At 39.2% G+C, this 26,747-nt stretch carries 26 protein-coding genes; 10 read left to right on the top strand and 16 right to left on the bottom strand.

What is annotated here, in order from left to right:
• Positions 1-3 precede the first annotated feature (3 nt).
• Both SanaruYs_RS11885 and sucD read left to right on the top strand, forming a co-directional pair.
• A complete protein-coding gene (locus tag SanaruYs_RS11885; RefSeq protein ID WP_127122778.1) occupies positions 4-912 on the top strand; it encodes a hypothetical protein in 909 nt (302 codons plus the stop codon).
• Positions 913-1,010: 98 nt separating this feature from the next.
• Positions 1,011-1,889 carry a succinate--CoA ligase subunit alpha gene (sucD, locus tag SanaruYs_RS11890; protein WP_127122779.1) on the top strand — a complete coding sequence of 293 codons (879 nt, stop codon included), beginning with the start codon at positions 1,011-1,013 and terminating at the stop codon, positions 1,887-1,889.
• On the opposite strand, the gene SanaruYs_RS11895 is transcribed toward sucD, so the two are convergent.
• The 4 genes from SanaruYs_RS11895 to SanaruYs_RS11910 all read right to left on the bottom strand — a co-directional run bounded on the left by SanaruYs_RS11895 (position 1,890) and on the right by SanaruYs_RS11910 (position 5,295).
• Positions 1,890-2,147 (bottom strand): hypothetical protein, encoded by a 258-nt coding sequence (locus tag SanaruYs_RS11895; protein ID WP_127122780.1) that lies wholly within the window; start codon positions 2,145-2,147, stop codon positions 1,890-1,892.
• 296 nt (positions 2,148-2,443) lie between these two features.
• On the bottom strand, positions 2,444-3,781 hold the full coding sequence (locus SanaruYs_RS11900; RefSeq protein ID WP_127122781.1) for a PhoH family protein: 1,338 nt from the start codon (positions 3,779-3,781) through the stop codon (positions 2,444-2,446).
• Positions 3,782-3,865: 84 nt separating this feature from the next.
• The gene (locus SanaruYs_RS11905) at positions 3,866-4,333 is read right to left on the bottom strand and encodes a hypothetical protein (protein ID WP_127122782.1); all 468 of its coding nucleotides are present in this window, start codon (positions 4,331-4,333) and stop codon (positions 3,866-3,868) included.
• 11 nt (positions 4,334-4,344) lie between these two features.
• Positions 4,345-5,295, bottom strand: coding sequence for a DUF8457 domain-containing protein (locus SanaruYs_RS11910; RefSeq protein ID WP_127122783.1), 951 nt, complete (start codon positions 5,293-5,295; stop codon positions 4,345-4,347).
• Between the two features lie 48 nt (positions 5,296-5,343).
• Between SanaruYs_RS11910 and SanaruYs_RS11915 the strand changes: the two genes are divergently transcribed.
• The 4 genes from SanaruYs_RS11915 to recO are packed head-to-tail and all read left to right on the top strand — an operon-like array spanning position 5,344 to position 9,213.
• Positions 5,344-5,667 (top strand): 2Fe-2S iron-sulfur cluster-binding protein, encoded by a 324-nt coding sequence (locus SanaruYs_RS11915; RefSeq protein WP_160118649.1) that lies wholly within the window; start codon positions 5,344-5,346, stop codon positions 5,665-5,667.
• Between the two features lie 54 nt (positions 5,668-5,721).
• Positions 5,722-6,309 carry a thymidine kinase gene (locus tag SanaruYs_RS11920; protein ID WP_127122785.1) on the top strand — a complete coding sequence of 196 codons (588 nt, stop codon included), beginning with the start codon at positions 5,722-5,724 and terminating at the stop codon, positions 6,307-6,309.
• Between the two features lie 42 nt (positions 6,310-6,351).
• Positions 6,352-8,538 (top strand): type IX secretion system anionic LPS delivery protein PorZ, encoded by a 2,187-nt coding sequence (porZ, locus tag SanaruYs_RS11925; RefSeq protein ID WP_127122786.1) that lies wholly within the window; start codon positions 6,352-6,354, stop codon positions 8,536-8,538.
• A gap of 9 nt (positions 8,539-8,547) precedes the next feature.
• Complete coding sequence (gene recO, locus SanaruYs_RS11930; protein WP_127122787.1) at positions 8,548-9,213, top strand: DNA repair protein RecO; 666 nt, start codon at positions 8,548-8,550, stop codon at positions 9,211-9,213.
• Here recO and SanaruYs_RS11935 read toward each other — a convergent pair.
• The 5 genes from SanaruYs_RS11935 to SanaruYs_RS11955 all read right to left on the bottom strand — a co-directional run bounded on the left by SanaruYs_RS11935 (position 9,181) and on the right by SanaruYs_RS11955 (position 15,671).
• A complete protein-coding gene (locus tag SanaruYs_RS11935; protein ID WP_127122788.1) occupies positions 9,181-10,536 on the bottom strand; it encodes an MptA/MptB family glycosyltransferase in 1,356 nt (451 codons plus the stop codon). The two genes, recO and SanaruYs_RS11935, sit on opposite strands and share 33 nt — an antisense overlap.
• Positions 10,533-12,002, bottom strand: a complete 1,470-nt coding sequence (locus tag SanaruYs_RS11940) for a cellulose synthase family protein (protein WP_127122789.1) — start codon at positions 12,000-12,002, stop codon at positions 10,533-10,535. Before SanaruYs_RS11940 ends, SanaruYs_RS11935 begins: the two co-directional genes overlap by 4 nt.
• A 46-nt stretch (positions 12,003-12,048) precedes the next feature.
• The gene (locus tag SanaruYs_RS11945) at positions 12,049-12,738 is read right to left on the bottom strand and encodes a glycosyltransferase family 2 protein (protein WP_127122790.1); all 690 of its coding nucleotides are present in this window, start codon (positions 12,736-12,738) and stop codon (positions 12,049-12,051) included.
• Positions 12,739-12,806: 68 nt separating this feature from the next.
• Positions 12,807-14,360 carry a 4Fe-4S binding protein gene (locus SanaruYs_RS11950; RefSeq protein ID WP_127122791.1) on the bottom strand — a complete coding sequence of 518 codons (1,554 nt, stop codon included), beginning with the start codon at positions 14,358-14,360 and terminating at the stop codon, positions 12,807-12,809.
• Positions 14,361-14,366: 6 nt separating this feature from the next.
• The gene (locus SanaruYs_RS11955) at positions 14,367-15,671 is read right to left on the bottom strand and encodes an NAD(P)/FAD-dependent oxidoreductase (RefSeq protein ID WP_127122792.1); all 1,305 of its coding nucleotides are present in this window, start codon (positions 15,669-15,671) and stop codon (positions 14,367-14,369) included.
• Positions 15,672-16,038: 367 nt separating this feature from the next.
• On the opposite strand from SanaruYs_RS11955, the gene SanaruYs_RS11960 reads away from it, so the two are divergent.
• A complete protein-coding gene (locus tag SanaruYs_RS11960; RefSeq protein WP_127122793.1) occupies positions 16,039-16,755 on the top strand; it encodes a DUF547 domain-containing protein in 717 nt (238 codons plus the stop codon).
• Here SanaruYs_RS11960 and SanaruYs_RS11965 read toward each other — a convergent pair whose 3' ends face one another.
• From SanaruYs_RS11965 to folP, 6 genes are all read right to left on the bottom strand, one after another.
• On the bottom strand, positions 16,756-17,421 hold the full coding sequence (locus SanaruYs_RS11965; protein ID WP_127122794.1) for an AlbA family DNA-binding domain-containing protein: 666 nt from the start codon (positions 17,419-17,421) through the stop codon (positions 16,756-16,758).
• A gap of 235 nt (positions 17,422-17,656) precedes the next feature.
• On the bottom strand, positions 17,657-19,168 hold the full coding sequence (locus SanaruYs_RS11970; protein WP_127122795.1) for a P-loop NTPase family protein: 1,512 nt from the start codon (positions 19,166-19,168) through the stop codon (positions 17,657-17,659).
• Between the two features lie 33 nt (positions 19,169-19,201).
• Complete coding sequence (locus tag SanaruYs_RS11975; protein WP_127122796.1) at positions 19,202-20,299, bottom strand: vWA domain-containing protein; 1,098 nt, start codon at positions 20,297-20,299, stop codon at positions 19,202-19,204.
• 380 nt (positions 20,300-20,679) lie between these two features.
• Positions 20,680-21,120: a hypothetical protein gene (locus tag SanaruYs_RS11980; protein ID WP_127122797.1), complete on the bottom strand. Its 441-nt coding sequence runs from the start codon at positions 21,118-21,120 to the stop codon at positions 20,680-20,682.
• A gap of 65 nt (positions 21,121-21,185) precedes the next feature.
• The gene (cdaA, locus tag SanaruYs_RS11985; protein WP_127122798.1) at positions 21,186-22,043 is read right to left on the bottom strand and encodes a diadenylate cyclase CdaA; all 858 of its coding nucleotides are present in this window, start codon (positions 22,041-22,043) and stop codon (positions 21,186-21,188) included.
• 113 nt (positions 22,044-22,156) lie between these two features.
• Positions 22,157-23,014 (bottom strand): dihydropteroate synthase, encoded by an 858-nt coding sequence (gene folP / locus SanaruYs_RS11990; protein WP_127122799.1) that lies wholly within the window; start codon positions 23,012-23,014, stop codon positions 22,157-22,159.
• 53 nt (positions 23,015-23,067) lie between these two features.
• On the opposite strand from folP, the gene SanaruYs_RS11995 reads away from it, so the two are divergent.
• Genes SanaruYs_RS11995 through SanaruYs_RS12005 form a run of 3 tightly spaced genes read left to right on the top strand, consistent with a single transcriptional unit; the run spans position 23,068 to position 25,242 of the window.
• Complete coding sequence (locus tag SanaruYs_RS11995) at positions 23,068-23,613, top strand: DUF1599 domain-containing protein (protein ID WP_127122800.1); 546 nt, start codon at positions 23,068-23,070, stop codon at positions 23,611-23,613.
• 10 nt (positions 23,614-23,623) lie between these two features.
• Entirely contained in the window at positions 23,624-24,730 is a 1,107-nt protein-coding gene (locus SanaruYs_RS12000; RefSeq protein ID WP_127122801.1) for a BT_3928 family protein, read from the top strand.
• On the top strand, positions 24,727-25,242 hold the full coding sequence (locus tag SanaruYs_RS12005) for a shikimate kinase (protein ID WP_127122802.1): 516 nt from the start codon (positions 24,727-24,729) through the stop codon (positions 25,240-25,242). Before SanaruYs_RS12000 ends, SanaruYs_RS12005 begins: the two co-directional genes overlap by 4 nt.
• Here the strand turns inward: SanaruYs_RS12005 and SanaruYs_RS12010 are convergent.
• On the bottom strand, positions 25,220-26,746 hold the full coding sequence (locus SanaruYs_RS12010; protein WP_127122803.1) for an OmpP1/FadL family transporter: 1,527 nt from the start codon (positions 26,744-26,746) through the stop codon (positions 25,220-25,222). The two genes, SanaruYs_RS12005 and SanaruYs_RS12010, sit on opposite strands and share 23 nt — an antisense overlap.
• Between the last annotated feature and the right edge of the window lies 1 nt (position 26,747).

A 26,747-nucleotide genomic window follows, 5' to 3' on the forward strand; every position in this document is an offset into this window, starting at 1 on the left:
ACCATGAAAAACAGAAAATGGACTCTCCTACTTGTTATGATAATCTTCAGCCATTTTGCAATGGCTCAGGATTATGCTTTTCAGGTAATGATTAATAAGGGTAATAACGAGGTGAAAACAGGAGATACCTGGCAACCAGTTAAGACCGGTGCAACACTGAAGGCTACAGATGAAATTAAACTCGAGCCAAATGCTTACCTGGGTTTACGTCACACAACGGGAAAAATGCTTGAGCTAAAAAGCCAGGGTACCCATAAAGTAGCTGACTTAGCTAAAAATGTAGGTACTGGTTCCAGTGTAATGAATAAGTACACAGACTTTATCCTGAGCAGCAATTCAGCTGAAGCAAAAAAGAACAGATTAAGTGCAACTGGAGCTGTACACCGTACACGTGGTGCTGGTGATGTAATCGATCTGCTTTTACCTGAGAATCAATTCTCAAGAGTATATGGCGATCAGGTAATTATTAACTGGGAATCTGAAAAAGTACAAGGTCCTTATGTAATTGAGCTTCAAAACATGTTTGAAGACGTATTGGCCAAATACGAAACAGATGCTAAATTTTATACCATTGACCTTACTGAGCCAAATCTATCTGATAAAGATTTGAATGCCATTATGGTTCGCGTAAGTTCAAAGAATGATCCTAAACAGACTTCCTCTGTTAAAATGATTCAGAAACTTTCAAGCGAAGATTATAATAAGGTTAAGTCAGATTTAACTGAGCTTGGCCCGGTATTGGACGAAACAGCTATAAATAAGTACTTTTTAGCTAATTTCTTCGAAAAGAACAATCTATTGGTCGATGCCATCACCGCCTACAAGCAGGCAATTGCATTAGAGCCTTCTTTTGAAGCAGAATTTGAAGAGTTCATGTACAGAAAGAATCTGAAACAACCGAAACAGAATTAAAATCAATAAAAAGGCTCCGAAAGGAGCCTTTTTGATTTTTATCCTTCTTGCTCTGCCCACAGAATCTTCTATTTTTGTGGACACTTAAAATCAGCATTATGAGCGTTTTGGTTAATAAAAATTCACGTGTAATTGTTCAGGGTTTTACTGGCACTGAGGGTACCTTCCATGCCGGTCAAATGATAGAATATGGTACAAATGTAGTTGGCGGTGTAACACCTGGAAAAGGTGGATCTGAGCACCTTGGAAAACCTGTATTTGACACTGTGAAAGATGCTGTGACCAAAACCGGTGCTGATGTAACCATCATATTTGTGCCCCCTGCTTTTGCAGCGGATGCCATTATGGAGGCTGCCGATGCAGGTATAAAGGTAATTATTGCCATCACCGAAGGTATTCCTGTAAAGGATATGATGTTGGCTAAAAAATATATTAAGAGTAAAAACGTAACATTGGTTGGACCTAACTGTCCTGGTGTTATTACCCCAGGTGAAGCAAAGGTGGGTATTATGCCTGGTTTTGTTTTCAAGAAAGGAACCATTGGTATTGTTTCTAAGTCAGGTACACTTACTTATGAAGCGGCTGACCAGATTGTAAAAGCGGGCCTTGGAATTACTACAGCGATTGGTATTGGTGGTGACCCGATTATCGGAACACCAACAAAAGATGCTGTTGAAATGCTAATGAATGATCCTGAAACAGAAGCGATTGTAATGATCGGTGAGATTGGTGGAAACTACGAACCAGTAGCGGCACGTTGGATTAAAGAAAATGGTAATAAGAAACCAGTAGTTGGATTTATTGCAGGTCAAACAGCTCCTGCGGGAAGACGCATGGGTCACGCAGGTGCTATTATTGGTGGTGCTGAAGACACGGCCGCTGCTAAAATGGCCATCATGCGTGAGTGTGGTATTCACGTGGTAGAATCACCTGCTGAAATTGGTGAGACCATGCTTAAAGTATTAAAGAAAAAATAGTCAATTAAAAGTAGAGGATTTAAAATCCCTCTCAATATGATTTTCTAATTGTTGAAGACCCGGGAGCCAAATCAAGCTCTCGGGTTTTTTATTTTCGTCATCGCCCTCGAATAAAATTTCTGCAATTTGTTTCCCCAGCATGTACAGGTGGAATTCCCTGTTTTTGTTTCTTCGCGTTCCGAGGTAGATAGCCTGATTTTTTATGTATTCTACCTGACGCTTTAATGATAATCTGTCTAGAATGAATTTTACTAACATACGCCTCTTGCTTTATCTGCATGAGTAAAGCAAAGTACAGACCACTTCAAAATTTGATTAAAAACAAAGAATTTTAAATCGATTGTCTCGTTTTGAGATCAAAAATCCTTAACCCCCAACCTCCCTGGTCTGTGTCAAACTCCCTGGTCTGTGTCTTCACAGACCAGTAGTACTGCAATTTTGAATCAATAAGTTTGTTTAAATATCTCGGTCTGTGAGGACAAAGACCGAGGTGCAGGACACATCGAGGATTGAGTAAAATCCTCTTTTCAAGTATCGTCACGATATGTTAAATCTTACAACAGCTCGTTAGCAAGGTTAGCCAGTTCTGAACGCTCACCTTTCTCTAGCGTAATATGTGCGTACAATTCATGATCCTTTAATCGATCAATAAGTGTAGATAGTCCGTTGCTTTGCGAATCCAGGTAAGGAGTGTCAATCTGATAGATATCGCCAGTAAAAATAATTTTAGTGCCTTCGCCTGCACGGGTAATAATAGTTTTTACTTCATGTGGTGTCAGGTTTTGTGCTTCATCTACGATGAAGAAAATGTTAGATAAGCTTCGTCCGCGTATATAAGCTAGTGGTTGAATCAAGAGTTTTTCCTGGTTAACCAACTCGGTAATCTTGGTATATTCTTTATCTGTTTCGTTATATTGATTCTGAATAAATTTCAAGTTATCCCATAAGGGCTCCATGTACGGATTCAGCTTCGACTTAATATCACCTGGTAAGTAGCCTATGTCTTTATTGCTCAACGGAACAATGGGCCTAGCCAGAAAAATTTGTTTGTAGTCGCGCTTCTGCTCTAAAGCAGCAGCCAAAGCAATAAGTGTTTTACCCGTACCCGCTATTCCCTGAATAGACACAAGTCTGATATCAGGTTTCATCAGGGCATGTATCGCAAAAGCCTGCTCAGCATTTCTGGGTTTAATACCAAATATGGTTCGCTTTTCTACATGCTCTAACATTCCGTTAAATGGATTGAAGTAAGCCAGTGCCGACTTCTTACCGCTTCTTAAAATGTAGTAGTTGTTTTTTAACGTAGATGTATCACCTAAAAGCTCTTTGGGTTCTACATAACCTTTCTCGTAAAGGAGATTGATCATATCTGAGTCTACATTTTCAATAACAGATTTACCTGCGTGAAGTGACGAGATGTTTTGAACTTTACCCGTTGTATAATCTTCTGCTGTAAGCCCGAGTGACTTGGCCTTTAGACGTAAATTAATGTCTTTAGAAACAAGAATTACTTTCTTGCTTTTTTCCTCCTGTTGGAGTTGCAAGGCGGAGTTTAATATGTGATGATCCGCCTTATGTTCGTTAAAAACTTTATTGGCATCAACAGAGCTTTTAGTATCCATTAATACTTTAAAGTCGCCTTTACCCTTTCCATTGATGGGATTCCACTGCCCAAGACTTTGATCTTTGGCTAACTTGTCAATCAACCTGATAAACTCTCGTGCTTCAAAATTTTTAGTGTCGTTTCCCTTCTTGAAATTATCAAGCTCCTCTAAAACGGTTATCGGAATTCCGATGTCATGTTCATCAAAGTTGAGGATGGAGTTGTGTTCGTAAAGAATGACTGAAGTGTCGAGTACAAAAATTTTCTTCTCCTTTTTAGCTTTCGCCATACCGTGCGCAGACTTGGTTTACTAAATGTATAAAAACCCAAGTACGTATACTGCTTTTTAGAGAATATTTTTTTGTTAAAGAATTTATATCTTCAAACGAAGGCCTACCTGGCTTCCCGTCCAGTAGAGTTCCGGACTAAAACTTCTTCGAGAGCTTTTCTTTTGGTTGTGGATATCAAGTGCTTCTTGCGCCTTACGCTGAAACACGCGGTTAAAAGGGATGCTTAGACCAATAAGGCCAGCTCCGCCCAAGGCAAAACCCCATTCTGGATCGCTACCGATGAGGGCAGCGCCAACAGGTATACCAATAAGTACACCGCCAGCAAAACCGAGCACAGCTGAAACTGAGGAATTGACCCTCGCCTTTCTAAATTTTTCGGAAGCAAGAGCATCCTCCCATAATATTGATTGTACCTGACGGGGGCTTATCACCATCGAATCGCGCTCAAAGCGCACACCGCCAAAAGTTTTGTACATCACAATATCTTGTGCCTGTAGTGTGGCGCAGATAGTGCAAGCCATGAGTAATGAAAATGAAAGGATAAAGCGCATATTTTTCTTGCCTAATTAAAACGTTTTTCAATAAGTTCCATGAACTCATGAAACTCTTCACTCTCCTGATCCCAGTTTGAAAGGTGTTCCTCCAGGTATTGCATGGCGGCATCAAAAGAGTTTTTTTTATCCAGGTTATTAATCGTTTCACTGAATTGCTCAAAATCTCCTCCGAATAATGCTTTGGTAAACATAAACTTCTGGTTGATGGTGAGGCTTTCGCGGATCACATTAATTTTCTGAAAATCATCAGCCAGGGTCTTAAACTCTTTGTTAGTATTTTGATTCAACTCTTTGTTTACTTCAGCTGCTTTTACCTGTGGCTTAGACTTTTTCTCATAAAATTCCTCCATGGTAACAGGTTCTACCTTACTGAGTAATTGCAATAAAGGTTCAATATCTTCAGGTGTAAAATTGAGATCTTCTAAAATTTTATCAAGAATGCCGAAGGCTTCATTACCTGAGATGGTTTGGATTTTCTTTTCCTCCAGCATTTGAGATAGGCGCAGCAGAGGGGCTTTATTGAGTTTCAGGTATTTTAACTCTTCTTTAAAATCCTGCAGATGTAGCTCGTTATTATTACTGGTAATCAGTTTTGAGAAAAAATCGTAGGGATTAAGCACATCATTAAGCGTTTTAACAACGGATTGTAAAACCAAAGGCTCTAAGTGTTCACGTCTTACATGAATATGGCGCGACAGTACATTCATCAGATTTTGCTGCGCTTCTAAAACAGCCTGGGCTTCATAGTCAAAATATACGCTTCTTGAGTTCTGGATTTCACTTTTCCAGGTCTTAAAAAGTGATTGAATCACAAAAAGGTTAATTTGTTCAACCTCAGAAAGGGTCAGAATCTCCTGACCTCCAATAAACTGCTTTTGTGCGTAGAAACGGTCTAGTATCTTGTGCGCATATACCTGACTGTAACGACTGATGGCTTGTTGACTGATTTTGTCTTCCATGGTGTAAGAATAATCAAAGTTAAACGCTTTCAGTAAAATATGTATTTTATGGCTAAAGTCATCATCAAAAATTTAAACGATAAAGCAGTGGATTTATCGTCCTGCAGCCGCTCTCTTTTACACTGTTTATTGGAGAGCGGGCTTGACTGGATGCACGCATGCGGAGGCAAGGGCCGTTGTACTACATGTAAAGTTCAGATAATTGAAGGAATGGAGCAACTCAGCCCCTTCTCGCATGCTGAGCTCAAATACCGCCAGCAGCAGCAATTGAATAACGATGAACGCCTAAGCTGCCAATTGATTGTTAAGGGAGATGTTGTTCTTCATGTTCCTAAAGAGAGCCAATTACCTCATATTACTTATTCGAAATAAGGCTTTTAGTATAATTGTGCCGAGCCGGAATCTTGAAATTTTTACCTTTGCCTCATGTTTATTGAACCCCATTTAGGAAGAAAGAAGCAGCATGCCGGTTGGATCGAGGTGGTCTGTGGTTGTATGTTTTCGGGTAAAACCGAAGAGCTTATCCGCAGACTTAATCGTGCACTGATCGCTAAGCAACATGTTGAGATTTTTAAACCAGTAACTGATAATCGTTACCATAATACAGATGTGGTTTCGCACAATCAAAATTCAATAAGATCTACTACAGTAAATTTTGCAAGCGATATTTTACTACTTGCTGGTGATTGTGATGTAGTAGGTATTGATGAGGCACAATTTTTTGACGAGGCCATCGTAGAGGTCTGTAATAAACTCGCCAATAGTGGTAAACGTGTAATTGTAGCCGGACTTGATATGGATTTTGAAGGCAAGCCCTTTGGTTCCATGCCTTTCTTAATGGCAGTGGCTGAGTTTGTAACTAAAGTGCATGCCATTTGTGCACAAACTGGTGAATTGGCTTCGTATAGTTATCGTTTAAATGACGATGAAAGACAAGTGGTGGTTGGAGAGAAGAATATTTATGAAGCAAGAAGTCGAACGGCATTTGAAGAAGGCATGAAGAACAGAAGATAGTCAGTAACAGTGGATTGAAATTAGATTGAAGACTTTAAGCAGATGGTAAGATTTTGTGTTCTGATTATTTTATTTTTTGTTGCTGACTACACTCAGGTACACGGGCAGCAAGATATACCCCTTGGCACATGGCGTGCACATGTATCATTTAATTCCGTTAAATTTTTGGTAAGTGGCGACTCGAAAATATTTGCGGCATCTGAGAACGCAGTACTTCAACTAGATTTGACTGACCAAAGTTTTTCGGTTTACTCGAATTTAAATGCCCTTTCAACAACAGGCATAACGGCAATGGCATATGACGATCAACGCGATCAGCTCATTGTTGGTTATGAAAACGGAGCGATTGATTTTATAACGGCAGAACAGACGCGTACTTACACCAGATTGGTCAATCCTTCAGATGTTACTGGATCTTCTTCTATACGACATATGCTGCTGGCAGGCGCAAGTGCATACTTAAGCACAACTTACGGTGTGGTAGTGTTTGATTTGGTCGCTAATGAAGTGCGCGAAACATGGCGCAACTTGGGGTCTAGTGGACAGGCTTTGGCGATCAATCAATCAGCATTATTAAATGACAGCATTTACCTGGCTACCACAAAGGGTGTGATTAAGGGGAGGTTGAATAATAATTTACTGGACTTTAATCAATGGCAGCGTTATGAAAGTGGTGATTTCAATGTGGACGTTAAGAAAATTGAAGTTATTGCCAATAGGGTAGTAGTTGGTGTTGGTACAAAGGGAATTTATAAGTTTAATGGAAATACCTGGGAGATTCTAAATGCCTTGCCGTTACTGAACAGCTATACGTTGTTTAATGCCAGTGGCAATACTTTATTCTATGGCGATCAAAATCGCTTATTACTAACACAAGATTTAATAGGCGTTGAAGAAAAAATAAGTAATCAGTTTGTTACGCTAGCGGATGCGCTAATAATCGGCACTGAGATTTGGTTGGCTGATTCAGGTGGTGGGCTTTTAAAACAACAAGGAGATGGCTGGCAACTGACTATACCCAATGGTCCTGCCTCACCCTTTACCTTTAAGGCCAGAGCCATCAATAATGAAATATTTACTGTTCATGGAGGTTTCACGCAACAGTTTTTGCCGGATAATTCAATTAAACAAATCAGCATTTTTAAAGATGGAATATGGAGTCTGCGCAATACATCTTTCGAATTTATAACAGATGCTGCAGCGGGAAGTAGTGGTGATTTTTATCTGTCATCATTTTCTGATGGCATAGAAAAAGTTAGTGCAGATGGTGTGTCAACACTTTTTAGTTCGAATGATTACCCTTTGTTAAGAATCACTGCCTTAAAAAATTCAACTGAAGGTTTATGGGTAAGCTCTTATAACAGCGTATTGTCATTACATCTTCTGAAAGCTGATAATACTATCTCTTCTTTTGCATCACCAAATTTAGCAGGGCGCTATCCAGTAGACATGGAGGTTGATCGCTCAGGCAATGTTTGGATGTTATTAGGACAAGCAGGTGGAGGAGGAGTGCGCATCGTAAAAAATGACGGCACCGATTTGCGAATCCTCTCCGACCAACCCGGTGGAGGATTGTTACCCAGCAGAGAAGTGTTATCTATTGCTGTTGACAAAAATGATTATGTGTGGATTGGTACAGCAAGGGGTGTGGCCTATTATACTTTTTATAGCGAGGATGGTATTAAGCCACTTGTTGAAGGTCGTTTTTTGCTAAGTGAAGAACGAATCACTGCAATTGAGGTTGATGCGGGTAATAGGAAATGGATTGGTACAGAAAGAGGGCTGTGGTTATTCAGCGATACAGGCGAAGAAGCCATTTATAATTTTACTACGAAAAATTCTCCTTTGCCTTCTAACATTATTACTGATTTGGAATTGAACCAACAAAGTGGCGAGTTGTTTATTACTACTGATAAGGGCTTAGTGTCATTCAGGTCAGACGCAACGGAGTCGCTGTTGGATTTTGGAGCAGTTAAAATTTTCCCAAATCCCGTAGTCCCATCTTTTAGTGGACTGGTGGGTATTAGCAACTTAATGGCAAATGCAGTAGTTAAAATTGTAGATGTGAGCGGAAGACTGATTAATCAGATTGAGGGAAATGGCGGTGCTGCGTCATGGAATCTTGCAGACTATGCAGGCAAGCGTGTTAGTACAGGTGTCTATATATTGATTTGTGTATTGCCAGATGGCAGTGAAAGTTTTGCTGGTAAATTAATTGTGCTTGACTGACAATAACTCATGTTACAGAAAACCAGAGGTTTGGTATTGAGATTTACACGCTTTAAAGAAACTTCAATTATCGTTACCATTTTTACTGAAAGTTTCGGCACGCATGCATATATCGTTAATAATGTAAGATCACAGAAGTCTGCGAGAATGGCGTTGTACCAGCCGCTTACTTTGCTTGATCTGGTTGTGTATCATAAACCCAATCAACAGATTGCCAGAATCAAGGAATTGAAATGTATTTACGCGTATCAAAGTTTTTCAACGGATATCCGTAAGTCAAGCATTGCCATGTTTCTGAGTGAAGTGCTTAACAAGTGCCTGAAGGATGAAAGTCACCCACAACAAGTATTTGAGTTTATTCAAAATTCCTTCATCACCTTAGATCACCTTACCAACAACATCGAAAACTTTCATCTTATTTTTTTGTTAAAACTAAGTCGGTACCTGGGTTTTGGTGCTAACAGGTCGGATGAAGTATTGATCGATAGTCTGATACATACAACACAAGACGATACACTAAGCGCTCTGCTTACAGCTGAGTACACCACACAGCTTACTTTGAATTACCAGCAACGCAGACTGGCACTTGATTCCATCATCAGGTTTTATGCTTCACATGTTGATTCTTTTGGTGATCTTAGATCACTGGAAATTGTGCGTGAGTTGCTTAGCTAATGATTGTTTAAATCGTGGGATCAGTTCTATGAGTGCAGTTGTAATGACCACTATATACTCCAAGCCTATTATCCAGTAGTTTTCAAAGAAGGAATTTTCTGAATAACCTGTATAGGTTAGAAAAATGAAAAAGGACCACACTATCGGGAACTTTAAATTATTGAATACTGAAAAGGCAATAAGTGGTATTATGTACCAGGGATGAACAGTGGTGGTAAAAAGCAGATAAATAAAAAGTACGATTGCCCAGTCTGTAAAAATCAGATTCTTAGATATACTTTTCTGTCGAACACTCAATCGATAAAATGTAAGCGAAAGGATAAGTAAAGCACTAATGAGTCCTAATTTCCAGCCAACAGTCTGAATAATATTATAACCGTAGTTCCAAAAACCCCATTCCCTGACGAGGTAATAAATGCTGGCGTTAAATTCAAATTTTTTAAAATAGTAAGCCAAACTTGTTGATAAACCTGTTATGATTTCTTGATTTAACAAGGGAATAAATAGTAATACGCAGACAACGCCAACAACAACGTAATATTGGATTGATTTTTTCCATCCGATATAGAAAAGCAGCGAGGGAAGAAATATTAGTGGTAAAAGCTTGGTACAAATAGCCAGTGAGAAAAAAAATGCAGATAAGGTAATACTTTTTTTTTGTAGATAATAAAATGAAGCTAACACAAAGACAACAACGAATGCTTCGAAATGCACATTGCCGGTTAATTCAAGGATGACTAATGGATTGAGACAATACATTAAAACATACTTTGCTGGCAACTTTAATTGTAGCAATATTTTTTGAATCAAAATGATGGAAACGATCTGCGACATTAAAACCAATGCCTTCATAGCCAACAAACTACCTATAACAGATTTATTAAAAAAGGTTGCCAGCCAGAAAATACCTTGAGCAACAGGTGGATAGATGGTAAAATATTCTTTAGAATTCAGAGCATTATACAAATCAGGTGTTAATCCTTCAACTTGAAAATTACTTTGCGCATAGTGTGAAGGGATAGCTGCAAAAGGATGGATACCAGCTTGCAGAAGTCGGCCATCCCAGATGAACCGATAAAAATCATCTGAAAGTGGAGGGATGCCAAACAGAATGATTACATTAATAAATACGCTAAGCCAAATGTAGTGTTGTGTATCTTCTTCTTTTGCTTTTAAGTTGATGTATAGGTAAGCGAAGAATAGGATCGTATAAAGGGAAAGCAAATAAGTAGTTTCGTGTCGCTTAGTAAAATAGTTGAGTGCGATGTAGCAAGTGCTTACAAAAATGGATAGAAAAACGAACGGCCATTTTCCTTCCTTCATGTAACATTAATTTTCCGTGTGAATAATGGTTTGATCGAATATATGAATATTGAACCAAAACCAAGTGCGAGCATAATATGAAAGAAGAGAAGTCCTGAATCTTTAAGTTGAATGCCAACAAAACAACCATAGATAAAATAAAAACATAAAATTCCTTCGAGGATCGTCACAAAATTTAATGAGGAGTGCAGATAAGTATTGTTTGACCAGCCATCTTCCTTTTTGGTAATATTAAATTTTGGTGTCCTGATAAATGGTGTTTTACGACCTACCAGACCTTCGATTACTGCAAGTCCATTGTGCAATGACAAGCCCATGGAGATAATTAAAAAAGGAGGAAACAACTTAAAGAACGATGTGGTATGCTTCTTTGAAAATTGTTTGTTTGACACCCAGTAAAAGGCGGCAATTGAAAAGAAGCCCAGTAAAAAAATAATGCCTGTATTAAATAACCAGCTCAATTCAGGGTGCTGGTCTTTTATGTAAAGCATAGGTACACTTAAAACAGCAGCAATAAGTAAAGTACTAAAAACTGAACTGTTGAATAAGTGAAAGAAAGCGTGAAGCTTGGTGATAAAAGATTTCTTTGATTGGAGTACTTTAAAGAAAATCTTTCTGGCGGTTTCTGCTCCGCCTTTATTCCATCGGTATTGCTGCGATTTTATAGCGGGCATTACTACAGGTAATTCTCCAGGTGTGCTAACATCTTCTAAGTATAAAAACTGCCACCCTTTCAGTTGCGCTCTATAGCTAAGGTCAAGGTCTTCTGTCAAAGTATCATCATGCCAACCGCCAGCTTCAGCTATTGTTTGTTTTCGCCAAACGCCACAGGTACCATTAAAATTGATAAAACTCCCAACGCGATTGCGGGCACTTTGTTCAATAGAAAAATGGGCGTCAAGGCCGAAGGCTTGTAACTGTGTTAATAAAGAATAATTTTTATTAAGATGTTCCCACCGGGTTTGAACTACACCAATTTTACTATTGACAAAGTGGGGAATGGTTTGACGAAGAAAATCTTGTTGTGGAATAAAGTCCGCATCAAATATGGCAATGAAATCACCTTTGGCTTTTATTGTGGCATGCGCCAAGGCACCAGCTTTAAATCCTTTTCTGTTTTCACGATGAACTAAAGTGATATCAAGCCCTCGCTTTTGTAACGAAGTTATTTCTTCTTTGATGATTGAGGTTGTTTCGTCAGTTGAATCATCGAGTACCTGAATCTCAAGTTTCTCCTTGGGGTAATCCAATTCACCTACTGCTTTTAACAAGCGCTTGACTACATACTTTTCGTTGTATACGGGAAGTTGAACAGTTACATGAGGAATAAAATCTTCTGACCACTTGGCTAAGTTTGTTTTCTTTTTATGTTTCAGGTAGATCCAGGTAAGGTGTAGCTGGCTAAGACTAAACAGAAATATGTAGAGTAGTGATAAGGCGTATAAGATAATAATTACTATATACATGACTTATAATCAGCAACAAATTGAATCCAACACAAAGGTCGTAATTTTAGATGTATTTAAAGATAGTGGTGATAATCTTGTAACCTGCCAAGACTGTTCCTTTTACAGTACCCGATACTTTAGAATACCCAATTCTTTTTCTGTAGCGAACAGGTAGTTCAGTGCAGCGCATTTTTTGTTTAGCTGCCTTTACCTGCATCTCTACCGTCCAACCATAGGTTTTGTCCTGCATGTTAAGTGCCAGCAATTTGTCATAACGAATGGCTCGAAAAGGACCTAAATCAGTGAATGTTACATTGTAAAACAACTTCAGTAAACGCGTAGCCAGCCAGTTGCCAAAAATCTGTTGTGGTGTCATGGAACCTCTCTCTTTGTTACCCAATGCCCTCGACCCGATGACTAAATCTGCCCTGTCGTCAAGTATGGGTTGGATGAGCATGGCCATTTCTTCTGGATAGTCGGAATGATCAGCATCCAGAAAAACGACAATGTCAGTTTTGCCATCAATTTTTTTTAGATAGTCCATTCCCTTCAGACAAGCTCTTCCATACCCAGCTTTAGGTTCATCCAATACAGTGGCTCCCGCAGCTTGCGCTACTTCGCTGGTTTTATCGTTGGAGTTATTGTTTACAACAATAACTTCGGTAACAAGCTGTTTGGGAATTTCGTTTACAACCTGGCCAACACCGTTCTCCTCATTAAAGGCTGGGATAATTACGCGTACTATTTTATTCATTTCTAAGCGTAAACCTAATAAAAAAATTCTGCCATCGCTTTATGAGGTAGTTTGGCAGTCAGACTTTCTTAATCCTGTAGCTTAATACCGTTGTTCCCGATAAGGATAGGTTTTCCGAATCTGCCTTCTTCTTCCTTTACTTCAAGGTTCAACACACCTCTTGGACAAACCGATGAGCAAACACCACAACCTACACAAGAGCTTCTTACAATATTTTGACCACGTTGTGCATACCAACGCACATCAATGCCCATTTCGCAGTAGGTAGAACAATTGCCACATGAAATACATTGACCACCGTTAGTTGTAATGCGAAAACGCGATTTGAATCGCTGAACAAAACCAAGGTAAGCCGCCAGCGGACAACCAAAACGACACCACACACGGTTGCCCATCAATGGATAAAAGCCTGTACCTACAACACCAGAAAAAATGGCACCAACAAAAAAACCATATGGCTTTCTCAAATGGGTGTAGGTATCAATACCAAAAATACTATTTGTGCCGGTGATGAAATTGTAGAGTACTGCCCCCGTCATCACTATTGCGAAGATGAGTACAGCATGAACCATCCAACGCTCAACTTTCCAGGCTTTTAATGATTTGTCTGAAAGTTGTCGGAAAGGATCACCTGCTGTTTCGGCTAAACCCCCACAACCACAAACCCAACTACAGTACCAGCGCTTACCAAAGAAGTAAACAAAGACAGGAACGCCAACAACGAAAAGTGTAATGCCCCAGACAAACATGAACAAGCCTACACTTCCACCCGATTCCGTAAGCATATTAATGTGCCAGGCATCAAAAAAATCATAATCGAGGGGCCACATATTTTTGAAATCAAAATAAGGTTGATTAAGTCTTACTAAAATTTCTGGAAGCAGAAATGCAATGGCTAATTGAAAAAACATCACGGATGCTGTTCTTACCATCTGATAATTTGAGTGACGGTACTTAATAAGCATGCGTATGCCCATGACGATCACGGCAAAGGTGTACAAGAACCCATATAAAAACCATTGGCTCGAATCGCCATTGGGATTGATTAGTTTTTTTAGCGGTTCTACTAAAATGATCCAGTTGGTGACGTAAGCATCATAGAAGTACAATAAAATATAGAATGAAATCAGTAATGTGCCTAAGAGTATGCCAATCCATCCACGGTTGTTCAGGGCATGATGAAAGATATTGTTGTTCTTGATGCCCGGTGCTTCAATACTTATTTTAGGTAATATAAAAAGCAAAGCGCCTAAAGTTCCTCCCCCAAAAATCAGTATGAATAATAGTAAAGTATACTCAACTATAATTCCCTGTGTTGATGCCTTGGTAAGCGTACCTGCATAGTCATCATAAATAACCTGATCCCACTGCTGTTGATTCCTTGCTTCTACATTAAGATCCTCAACGGTATTTTTAATTTCATTCGCGAAGACGAACGTGTTAGGATAAGTCTTATCAAATATTTTTTCAAAGACAGGCAGTAGTCGTTGCTGGTGCTCCTGCTTAACTTTTGATTGAAAGATTTCTTTTGTTAAGGTGTAATCTGAAAAAAACAGTAAGCTGAGGAAGAGAAACAGCGCTGCCAAAAAGATATTCAAACCAATTATTCTTGCCACTTGCATAGCTGCTTATTTTAAAGATAAAGAAAGTAAGTGAGGGAACTGCTTTTCAAAAGCCTGGATAATTTCAGGTTCGTGTCTGCGGAAAAATTCAGGATCGAAATTAGCTTCAGCTAAATGTTCCAGCACATAAGAAATACTTTGCTTAGCGCGAAGCCATGCGTCAAACTTTTCATGCCTTAGTCTTATGCCAAATGAATTGATGCCGATAAATACTTGACTAGATGTGTCCCAGATAAAATGCATGGCTTTCTTTTTGCCAGAATGCTCCCAGTAAAATTCTGATTCGTTTGCTTTTAATTGAGGGCTTACATTTCCGTAAGTTTGGTATTCGATGTCTAAGAATTTAGCTGAGTTAAACCATGGCCCTGGTTCGTATTTTGTTGGCGATCCACAAATGGTTTGGGCTACTACCTCGCCCATCATACGCCCCGTGTACCAGACCTGTTCTATGTTTCTTCTCCCGCTCAATTCATAAGTGCGTTCTACACAATCGCCAATAGCATATACGTTAGCAATATTTGTTTGCATGAGTTCATTTACGAGCACTCCTCTGTTGATTTTAATACCAGAATCTTTTAAAAAAGAAATGGAAGGTGAAACGCCAACCGTTAAACCAACCAGTTGACATTCTATACTTTCATTTTTAGAAGTAACAATACCTTTTACTTTGCCTTCACCATTATCCTGAATGTTTAGTAATTCTGTCTCCAGTCTTAAATCTACATGGTGGCTGCGCACATGATCCGATATCAACTTTGCCTCTTGCATAGGGAGTACGTTACTCCAGAATTCCTTCTCCCGCACCAGAAAAGTGACTTCAATGTTTCTGGACAGCAGCATCTCTGCCATTTCAATGCCAATCAGTCCACCGCCCACAATAACTGCTTTTTTGATGCCCTTACTGTTCTGTTCCATCAATTGCAGATCCTGATAACTGTATAAACCCTGCACACATTGTAAATCTTGCCCCGGCCAGCCAAACTTATTAGGTTGTGAACCAGTAGCCAGTATTAGTGTATCGAAGGTAATTTTTTTACCCGACCGACAAATCAAGGTATTGTTTTGGGTTTCGACCGCATTAACATGATCATAGACAAGGTCTATTTTGTTTTTCTTCCAAAACCAGTCTTCGTAAGGCTTGGTATTTTCAAACTTCATATGCCCCATGAAAATGTACATGAGTGCAGTTCTTGAAAAAAAGTGTTCAGTTTCAGAAGAAACGATAGTAATGGAATCGTTACTGGACTTCCTGATGTGACGTGCGGCAGTAACACCAGCTATTCCATTTCCAATGATGACTATTTTGCTCATAGTGAGTTTTCTTTACCGACTTATTTTCAATTCAACTTGCTGGAGTAGATGGATTTGAATTCATTGGTTAAGCACATGAATATACGTATTGTTGTTTATAGTTCATTAAAAAGAATTATCTTCTTTTTAGTGTTTATGCAATTGCAAAGCTACTCTAGCAAAAGTCCAAATGTTGTCTGCAATAAGACAGTTTCTTAGTTCAAAAAATTTAGTCTTTTGTTAAACAATGAACGTTGACTCTTTCAATAAGCTACGTGCAGTCATGGATTTTGTCTTGCCAACGACAAAGTCCTATTGAATACTTATCTCGCTGAATTTTACCGTTTACTTTTAAGTTAAAGCTGCTATGAGCATAAACCCAGACATTATGAAACGTACGTCTTACACCCTATTACTTGTATTTATTACCACGCTAAGCACTTTCGCAAACTCAAGCAAGGCTTTTACAGAAAAAGCTGATGCTTTTTTTAAGAAATACGTTAAGAATGGTTCAGTTGCCTATAAGGCTATTAATTTAGATAAAGCAGAAATCACTTCACTCTACAAGGAAATTGGAAAGATGAACTTGTCATCCTTTAGTGTTAATGAGAAGAAGGCTTTCTACATCAATGCCTATAACATCATTGTGATTTATTGGGTTGCCGAATACTATCCTTTAAAATCGCCTTTAGACAAAAGTGGTTTCTTTGATAAGGTGAAACATAAAGTGGCGGGAGAGGACTTATCCCTAAATGCACTTGAAATTAAAAAACTTTTACTTCCTTATAAGGATGGACGTTTTCACTTTGTATTGGCTTGTGCTGCTAAAAGTTGTCCGCCTCTAGCTAGTTTCGCTATCCATCCTGAAAAATTAGAAGAACAGTTGAATGAAAGAACAACAATGGCATTAAACAATGGAGAATGGCTTCGTGTAGTGACTGCAGATAAGAAAGTTGCCTTGTCGAAGATTTTTGATTGGTACAAAGGGGACTTTACGCAAAAGGGTTCTGCAATCGAGTGGATTAATCAGTACAGGAAAATGAAAATACCTACTGATTATGTAATTGAGTACTACGAATACAATTGGAGTTTGAACGAGGGTTGATTATTTACGCATATATAGATCGCCTTTATCAGTCGGGATTATTTGCAAGACATCACCCAATGTGAGCAGCACCAGTTTGCGTGAGGCTTTCCAATTATTAATTTTCAAGAGTTGGGCACATTCTTTTAACGTGATTTTGTGATGCAACTCCAGGTATTGCATCAGTAATTTTTCCTGATCGCCATAAGTGAATTTAATGCCTGTTGCTTTTTGTCCTCGCTTCAACACTTCACACATCTGGCTACTGGCCTTCATACACTTGTCGATTACCCTTACATAAGCAATTGACGCTTCATTGTTTTTCAGGTAATGAGGCTTTTGTTTGCTTTCAGGAATGTCATAGCGAATAACAATTCGGCTATCCGATAGATTGATAAAGGTCTGGCTTATGTCTAAGGCAGGTTTACAGAGTTTAAGTGCTTCAGCTATGGCGTGAACATCGCCTTCAGCATGTTTTACGCCATAGATTACACCATCATCTTCGACACCAACAATCAAGGAGCCTCCTTGCGTATTGGCAAAGGCAATAAATTCTTTTACAATTTCAAGTGGATGGTTAGCCTTGCGTTTAAACTCAAGTTGCAGACCCTCTCCCCGCGAAACCAACTTCTTGAGATTTTTTATCTCTTGCGGATCGTACGTTTGTGCTTCTTGCAGTTTAAACATGATCGGATCAGCTTGAAGTATTTTTTATTGGTCTCAACCGTCAGTTAAAACTATGCACTCCCAGCGCAAGTCTTTCAGTTTCTACAAATTTTAACCTGCCACAGATTTCACAAATGAACACAGATAATCTGTGAAAATCAGTGTAATCTGTGGCTTGTCTTTTTTGGAATTTTATTCTTTCTATCAAACCTATGGACTTTCAGTCTATAGTGGTAGTGGTTCAGTTATTCTTTTTTTAACGTTTGTCATCTTCATCATCAAAATCTTCTTCATCTTCAGCTCCGGGTTGAGGCATATTGAACATTCCACCTAAAATATCTTTGAACTGATGACCTTGCGTTAAGAAACCTTTACTCAATAAACTGAATTCAGCCATGCCGTGCAAGGCGAACTCCATCATAAAAAGTTTAGTGCCCGCTTCCTGTCCTTTATGAAATTCATCAACTAATTCTTTGAGACCAGGAATATTTTTCAGGAAACTTTCAAATTCAGCTTGTGGCATGTCGTTTAGTAAGTCAGCTGTGTTACCATCTCCAAACCAATCTGTTATTTTTTTGTAAGGATTTTTATCTTTTTGCTTTCTGAATTTGTCAGGGTCAGGAAAGTAATTGACAAACTGCGAACGTATGGCTTTTCCGATAAGACTTTGTGCTACAATCATTGGGCCTTCTTGTTCACCTTCATACACAAGCTCAACCTTACCGGTAATAGAAGGAATCACACCAATGAAATCGCCAACGCGTATGTGTACTTGTTTTTCGTTGTTGATGAGTGAACGTCTTTCAGCAGCTGCTACGAGATTTTCATAAGCCGAAATGGTTAAGCGAGCCGAAACACCGCTCTTGGCATCTACATACTCGCTCTTGCGCGCTTCGAAGGCAATCTGTTCAACTAAATCTTTGGCAAGCTCAAGTACACCAACATGCTTTTGCTCTGGTTTAATTCTTGCCTCTTGTTGTGTAATGCGTTTACCAATATCCAGTGATTTAGGATAATGGGTTATAATCTGGCTGTCGATACGATCCTTCAGTGGCGTAACAATGCTACCACGGTTGGTATAATCTTCCGGATTGGCGGTAAAGATAAATTGTATGTCCAACGGCAGACGTAGTTTAAATCCTCTTATTTGAATATCGCCTTCCTGTAAAATATTAAATAGCGATACCTGAATACGGGGTTGTAAATCCGGCAATTCGTTGATGACAAACAAACAGCGATGCGAACGTGGTATCAATCCGAAGTGAAGCACACGCTCATCGGAGTAAGGTAATTTTAAGGTCGCTGCTTTAATCGGATCCACATCGCCAATTAAATCGGCAATAGATACATCGGGTGTGGCCAGCTTTTCAGTATAACGGTCGTTGCGGTGCAACCAGCGGATGGGCGTATTGTCTCCCATTTCCTTTACTAAATCATGACCAAAGCGTGAAAGCGGATTGAGCGGGTCATCATTTAGCTCAGAACCTTCAATTACCGGAACATATTCATCTAAAAGATTAACCATAAGGCGCGCTAGTCTTGTTTTCGCCTGGCCTCTTAATCCTAACAAGTTGATGTCATGGCCGGAAAGTATGGCTCTTTCCAAGTCAGGTATTACCGTTTCTTCATAACCCCAGATGCCTTCGAATACATTTTCCTTTTTGCGGAGCTTGTCGATTAAGTTGTCTCTTAACTCCTGTTTAATGCTTTTGCTTTTATAACCTGATGATTTTAATTGTGCGAGCGTAGTGATTTGCAGGTTCTTCATTTAAGTGCTGTATTAGTAGTGGCTTGTTAGTTTTTATAATTTTTTTCTTCGGTTCTTTTTAAAATCTTCAAATACCAGGTTGCCCAAACCCTGTAAGCCGCTGTAGTAAGCATTGCCGCCATTGGCTTCGGTAAACTGTCTCACAAATTGTTTCAAGTAGGGATCTGTTGCAATCATGAAGGTAGTTACCGGAACTTTCAGTTTTTTAAGTTGAGCAGCCAGGGTTAAGGTTTTATTCAAAATTTTGTGATCGAGCCCAAAAGCATTTTTATAATACTTTATACCCTCTTTAATACAAGTAGGTTTTCCGTCTGTAATCATGAAAACCTGTTTATTCGGATTTTTTCTTCTTCTTAAAATATCCATGGCCAGTTCCAGACCGGCTACCGTATTGGTATGGTAAGGACCAACTTGTAAATAAGGGAGGTCTTTAATTTCAATTTGCCAAGCATCGTCACCAAACACAAGAATGTCCAGTGTGTCTTTTGGATATTTTTTGGTGATGAGTTCGGCTAATGCCATGGCCACTTGCTTGGCAGGGGTGATTCGATCTTCACCATATAGAATCATAGAGTGAGAAATATCAATCATCAGTACCGTGGAAGTCTGCGTTTTGAATTCACTTTCCATTACTTCCAGATCACCTTCTGTCAATCTAAAATCCTCGAATCCATGATTAATCTGTGCATTGCGAATTGAATCTGTCATGGCTATTTGCTCAGGACTATCGCCAAATTCGTAATTGCGCCTTTCGGTGGTTTGTTCATCACCCCTTCCGCTATGCACTGTATTGTGTTCGCCTCCCTTGCTTTTCTTAAGCTTACCAAAAATTTCCTCTAATGCATTTTGCCTTAATCGTTGCTCGCTTTTGGCATTGAGTTTAAATTCACCTTTGGGTCCCTCATCGGTAATGTAGCCATCGCGTTTCAGCTGGTCAATAAAATCACCAATACCATACTTGCCATCGGTAAGCTTGTATTGTTTATCAAGTTCTGTGAGCCATTGTAATGCCTCACCTACATTGCCAGCCGTTATCAATACCAGCTGCATAAAAATCTTAAGCAGCTTTTCGAAATCGTTGCCTTTTTTGGAAGCAGGAGGCTGATAATTACTGAAACGATAACCGAGCATAGTGTTTGATGAGTTGTACGTGGACTAATAACCAAAAAAAACACCTTTGTGTTTCCATTCAGGCCAAGTATCTGATAACCAGTCAGTCTATTTTCAAAGATAGCATGGAATTGGAAAGTCAGCCAGTTGAAAGTGATTGCACCTGACAAGAATTATATTAAACCAATCATCAGGCTAAACTGACCTGACTTTGAATCTGATGAGTGTATGATTTTCGAGGTTAAAGGAATTTTTATTCGTAATTGGCGTTATAATTTTGTAAGAACTAAAAATTTATGAAAAAAATTACTGCCCTAATGTTACTAATGGTTGTATTGTTGGCCTCATGCTCAGAATACACTTGCCCTACCTACTCGAAGAAGCCTGCAGCTGAGAAGAAATCAGTCCGTGTTTAATCTTTTAAGAATCTCACCCATTTTGGAAGTGTCTTTGCCTATTAAGCCATAGGCAGGGTCAATATTTTTTGAGGGGAAGAAGTAAATACCCTTCTTCTTTCCCTTAATTTTTAACCTGTACATATTTAGAAAAGGCACAAGGTTGAGAGAGCGGACATCATTCCAATCTATTTTCTGTTTTTTACCCCCCTCAATTACTACAATCTTCTTTTTGCTGATGGCTACTCGCCTTATTTTTTCTTTGATGATGAGGTAAACAACCAGTAGTAATGCACCCAAAGTAAAAAAGACAAGTGCTGTATATTGATTTTTTAAAGTGGCAGGGTAGGAAAAGTAAATAACAGTGGCAATCAACCATTGCATAAGGCAGAGCGCTAAAAAGAAATAGCGTGCTACAAAATACTTTACGGGGTTTGCCTCAATCATTATTTACAAAGGGTTCTTTCGACAATGAAGTTACAATAAAAAAAATAAGTTTCTGCAAGTGTCTGCTATTTGGCTGGAGTAAGGTCGCTCACTTCTTCCTCCTCTTCTACCTCTTCCCAGTTAGCAGGTTCCTGATTGTGTAGGTATTGCAGGATCTTGTGTTCCACTTGTTTTAGTTTTAACGCCCGTAGGTATTTTCCGTTGCGTGCTAAAATCAATCTCCCGGTTTCCTCCGAGATAGCAAGTACAAGAGTATCTGTGTTTTCACTCATACCCACAGCTGCCCTATGTCTTAAACCAAAGTGTGCTGGTAAGTGATCATTCTCGCTAACGGGTAATACGCAGCGAGCGGCTTTAATCCTACCCTTGTAAATAATCACAGCCCCATCATGTAGTGGAGTTGTCTTATTAAAAATGGTTAATAGAAGTCGTTTGCTAACCTCAGCATCTACAGGGTCTCCTGTTTCCGCATAAAACTTTAACTCAGTATCTCGAGAAAAAACTATGAGTGCTCCCGTTTTTGATGCCTTAAGCGTTTTACTGGCATCAATTATCTGTTGAACATCAAAATCATCGTTGTAATCACTTTTCCAATTACCTATAGTTTTTAAAAAGTTCTCGCGAAACTCTGTACCGCGGCCAATCACCAATAGAAATTTTCTGATCTCAGGTTGAAAAAGCACGATCATGGCAATAACGCCAACCCCCATAAACTGACCCAGTATGGTTGCAAGTAATTCCATCTGTGCTGCAAGCACGATCAGGTACATTAGGTACAATGCCAAAATGCCGAGGAAGATATTTACGGCAATACTGCCCCTTATTAATTTATAAACCTGGAACAGTAAAATACTGACTAATCCTATATCAACCAAGTCTACCCAGCTAACATCCAAAAAACCTATTTTGAAAAGAAAAATCATGTAGACAAAGATACATAAATGACAGCTTAAACCCTGACAAATCCTGACAGTAACATCAGGAATATAGAAATGATTTAAATCAAATATATCACCGTGGTTATACTAACAAAAGTTTAGCCAGCTTGGAGCATTTGTTTATATAAGGTTATCGCTTCTTTGGCTTCCATCACATCGTGTACGCGCAATAGGGTGGCACCTTTAGTGAGGGCGATTGTATGAAGGACGGTACTTCCATTGAGCGAATTTTCCACACTATTACCAAGCGTTTTATAAATCATTGATTTTCTGGATACACCCACTAGGATTGGCTTATCAAGGCGATGGAATTGTTCCAGATGGTGCAGCAGGTGATAGTTTTGCTCTATGTTTTTCGCAAAACCAAAACCGGGATCGATGATAATATCCTTGGCTCCAAGAGAAGTCAGTCGCACTATTTTTTCCTGAAAATAGCTGATCAACTCCCTCAATAAATTGTTATAATTTGTTAATGTACCCATGTTTTGAGGTGTTCCTTTCATGTGCATAAGTATGTAAGGCACCTGTAATCTTGCCACTGTTTCGAACATATTCGTGTCCAACGAGCCGCCTGAAATGTCGTTGATAAGCGCAGCACCTTCCTGTACCGCCACGTTGGCAACCTTACTTCTAAAAGTGTCCACAGATATAACCGCATTTGGAAATTCTTTTAGCAGACTGCCAATGCTTTGCCTAATGCGCTCAATCTCAATTTCTTCGGGCACATCGCTCGCTCCGGGTCTTGATGAGCTTGCGCCAACATCTAAAATACTGGCACCATCGTTTAACATTTTCTCGGCCTTTTTTAGCCAATCTTTTTCTGTCGCCACACGACTTCCTTCATAAAAGCTATCGCTCGTAACATTGAGTATGCCCATTACTACCGGTTCGCTAAGGTCCAATACCAGTCCCCGTACATTCAGTGTTTTGTTTGTTATAATTCCTTTACTTTGCATATAAGAATCTTTACCCGCTGTTTCAGCTTTTCTAAGCGAAACAATCCCTTTTTATGATAGAGAAAACCGCCATCGAATATAAACAGGTAATCAGCACTTGCCAAGAGTTGTTCGCCAAGAAAACAAAAGATTATGGTACAGCATGGCGTGTTTTGCGCTTGCCTTCTATTACCGATCAAATTTATATTAAAGCGCAACGCATCAGGAGTATTCAGGAAAAGGGTATGCAGAAAGTAGATGATCCGATAAGGGATGAGTTTATTGGTATTATCAACTACTGTGTTATTGCATTAATTCAACTTCAGCTTAATGATGACTCCAAGTTGGAAATGAGCTACGATGAGCTAAAACCATATTATGACAAAGCAGTACAAGAAACTTTCGATCTGCTTCAAAACAAGAATCACGACTACGGAGAAGCCTGGCGCGAAATGCGTGTTACTTCTATAACCGATATTATTCTGATGAAACTGCTCAGGGTAAAACAAATTGAAGATAACCATGGCAAAACGCTGGTGAGCGAAGGGATTAAAGCAAACTATCAAGACATGATTAATTATGCCGTGTTTTGTATGATTAAACTAACAACCGGAGAATAAATAGAATATTATGTTTCAAAAAATTGCAGATCAGCTTTCTCGTTTTTTTGTCGGAGGTCTTTTTATATTTTCAGGCCTTATCAAACTCAATGATCCGGTAGGCACTAAAATTAAATTGGAAGAATACTTTGAGGTATTTGCCAGTGATTTTGGTTCGTTCTTCCATTGGTTTATACCGTACTCATTAGAAATTGCCATGTTCCTGATTGTGCTGGAACTAGTGCTCGGTGTTGCAGTATTAATTTATTATAGAATGAACCTCACAAGCATTATGCTGCTTCTGCTCATGGTCTTCTTTACCTTCCTTACTTTTTACTCAGCCTATTTTAACAAGGTAACAGATTGCGGATGTTTTGGAGATGCCATTAAGCTTACACCTTGGGAGTCATTTACTAAAGATGTAATTCTGATGTTTCCTGTTCTGCATTTATTTTGGTACAGAAAAAAGTACCAGTCTGTTTTCTATTCCAAGGAAGGGCACATCATCATCGCGTCTTTCACTGCTTTATTTTTATTTTTAGGCGTTTACGCTATTCGACATTTACCATTTATCGATTTTCGTGCCTATAGAATTGGTAATAATATTCCTGAGCAGATGCAGCCACAGGAGCAACCCATTATCGAATATGTTTTTGAGAAGGATGGTGAAGAGGTAGCCTCACAAAAGTTTTTACCAGCAACCGAAGGTTATACGTATAAGAGCTCCCGAGTGTTGAATGAGGACAAGACCATGGCAAAAATTACTGATTATGCTGTGACTGATGTAGATGGGAATGATGTAACGCAGTTGACATTTGAAGGTGTAAAGTTGTTGTTCATTATTGGGGATGTAAACAAGGCAAGCACAGCAAATATTGAGGCCATACAAAAATTAGTTAAAGAGTTGGAGGGGAAAGTAAACATGATGGTGCTGACTTCTTCAACATCAGAGCAGTTTGAAGCATTCCGCCATGAACATCAGCTGGCTGTTCCGTACTTCTTTACAGATGCCACTGTTTTAAAAACGATTATTCGTTCCAATCCAGGAATTACCCTTTGGAAGAATGGAACTGTAGTGGATATGTGGCATCATAACGATACACCAGAAGCAAGTACAATACTTGAATTAGCACAATGAAGATATTCCTGATCGGCATGCCGGGGTCAGGCAAGAGTACATTTGGCAAGACCTTGGCAGACAAACTAATGATGGACTTTTTCGATCTCGATAAGGAAATCGAGAGAAGGGAAAGTTTGCCTGTACAGGAAATTTTTCATGAGAAAGGGGAGGAGTATTTCAGAATAAGGGAACAGGAAATATTGCGTGAGATTACCCAGCAAAACCATTCTTTTATTATGGCTACGGGTGGTGGTGCTCCATGCTTCCATCAGTCAATGGACTTTATGCTAGCTGAGGGGAAAGTTTTGTTTTTGGATATAAGCTTGGAAACAATTTTTGAGCGTGTTCAGAATTCTACAGACAGGCCATTGCTTGCATTACAAAGCAGTGAGGCTTTATTGGAACGCCTTGGCAAAATCCGTGAAGAACGCTTATCAGTCTACAACAAAGCTCATTCGATAATAGAAGAAAAAGACTTGACTTTTTCTTATGTGATGGATTTATTACTTAGAAAGGAAAGCCCACAGTAGCCATAATATTTGTGTTTTTAATTTTTAGTGTAGCCTCTGGCGAAGCCAATCCTGGCACAGTATAGGGAATTCTTCTTCCCTCGGTACTTGCCTGTACAAAAGTTAAGTCGATAAAAAATTTCTCCTGACGAATACCCACTCCACCGCTAATGGTTTGTATTGCACGATCAATATTATCTTCGAAACGATAGGGGTTAGGTTGCAGGCTGTATCCCAATCTTAATCTGAAAATGTCTTTCCTGAATTCAGCACCTGTTCTTATGTTTACAACATTACGATATTGGTTGTTAATGATGTCGTTTTCATAGTCGTATGATTCTCCCTGAATATTCGAGCTATACTTAGCTTTACCATAATTTACAAATTCAACATCGGCTGTAATAAAACCATACTCCTGTATAAAAGCAGCGCCTGCGGTTAGTTTACCCGGTGTGTTAAGTGAATACTCTGAAATGAAGGGTACATCAAACTCGGCAAATGTATTGTTCAAATAAAGGCTTTGATCCCCGAAGTAATCGAAGTTATTCCAACGGGCGTCCAAGCGCGCAGTATACGCGTCAGAGATATCATAAACAGTTGGTGTTACATACGACAAGCCTACTTGTACAAAATCAATTGGTCTATAGATGGCGCCTAATGTAAAATTCACACCAGAACCTTGTATATCGAAATTCTCATCTAATTGAAGATTCGTGAGCGGATCATACGTTGGATCATCACTAAATCTAAAATTTGATTCAGTGTAAAGCTGATCTTGTAAAAAACGAATACTGGAAATACCCAGCGTAGCACCAAAGAAGAGAACATCGTCATAATTACCACCATATGAAAAGGAGAGTTGACTTTGTGATCCTTTTCTGGTCACGTCTTCGCGTTGTTGTATGGTTCGGGTTTCGCCTTGCAAAGGAGATAGCACTGAACCATAAAAGATAGATCCATTATCATCATAGTCCTGCAGCAAATAGCTTCCATAGCCTAAACCTGTCAGTGTATAATAGTAATCTCCGTCAAGATCCTGTGGTGTAAGGGCATTGCCGTTTGCATAGTCAATAAAATTATCAATTAAAGAACTCTCCGTGTAATCACCTTCATAGGCAAATCTTGTGTTCAAATTATTGGTTCTTGAAAAGGTGAATGCAAAAGCTCCACCAAGGAATTTGCCTTTAGAATATGACTGTCTCTGAATGTAGCTGAAGCCTGGAATTGAGAATTTATTTCGGCTATCACTTGTCTGGCTGCCACCATAGTTGATGTCAGTGGTGTTAGTGGCATTGCCTAATGAGATAGTGATTTCGGATCTGTTGTACATGCCAAGACCAGCAGGATTGGATAAAGCAGAGCTATAGTCTCCACCTAAAGCCGTCTGAGCACCGCCAAGTGCCTGAATACGGGCACTCCCTGGTGTTGGTGTTCTACTAAAGAGCAGAGCATTATCTACAAAGCTCTGTGTATGACCTAGCTTAAGTATAGCCAATAGTGTGACTGTGAAGAATATTTTCTTCATA

Origin of the sequence: Chryseotalea sanaruensis (assembly GCF_003990915.1) — a bacterium.
Lineage (GTDB): Bacteria > Bacteroidota > Bacteroidia > Cytophagales > Cyclobacteriaceae > Chryseotalea > Chryseotalea sanaruensis.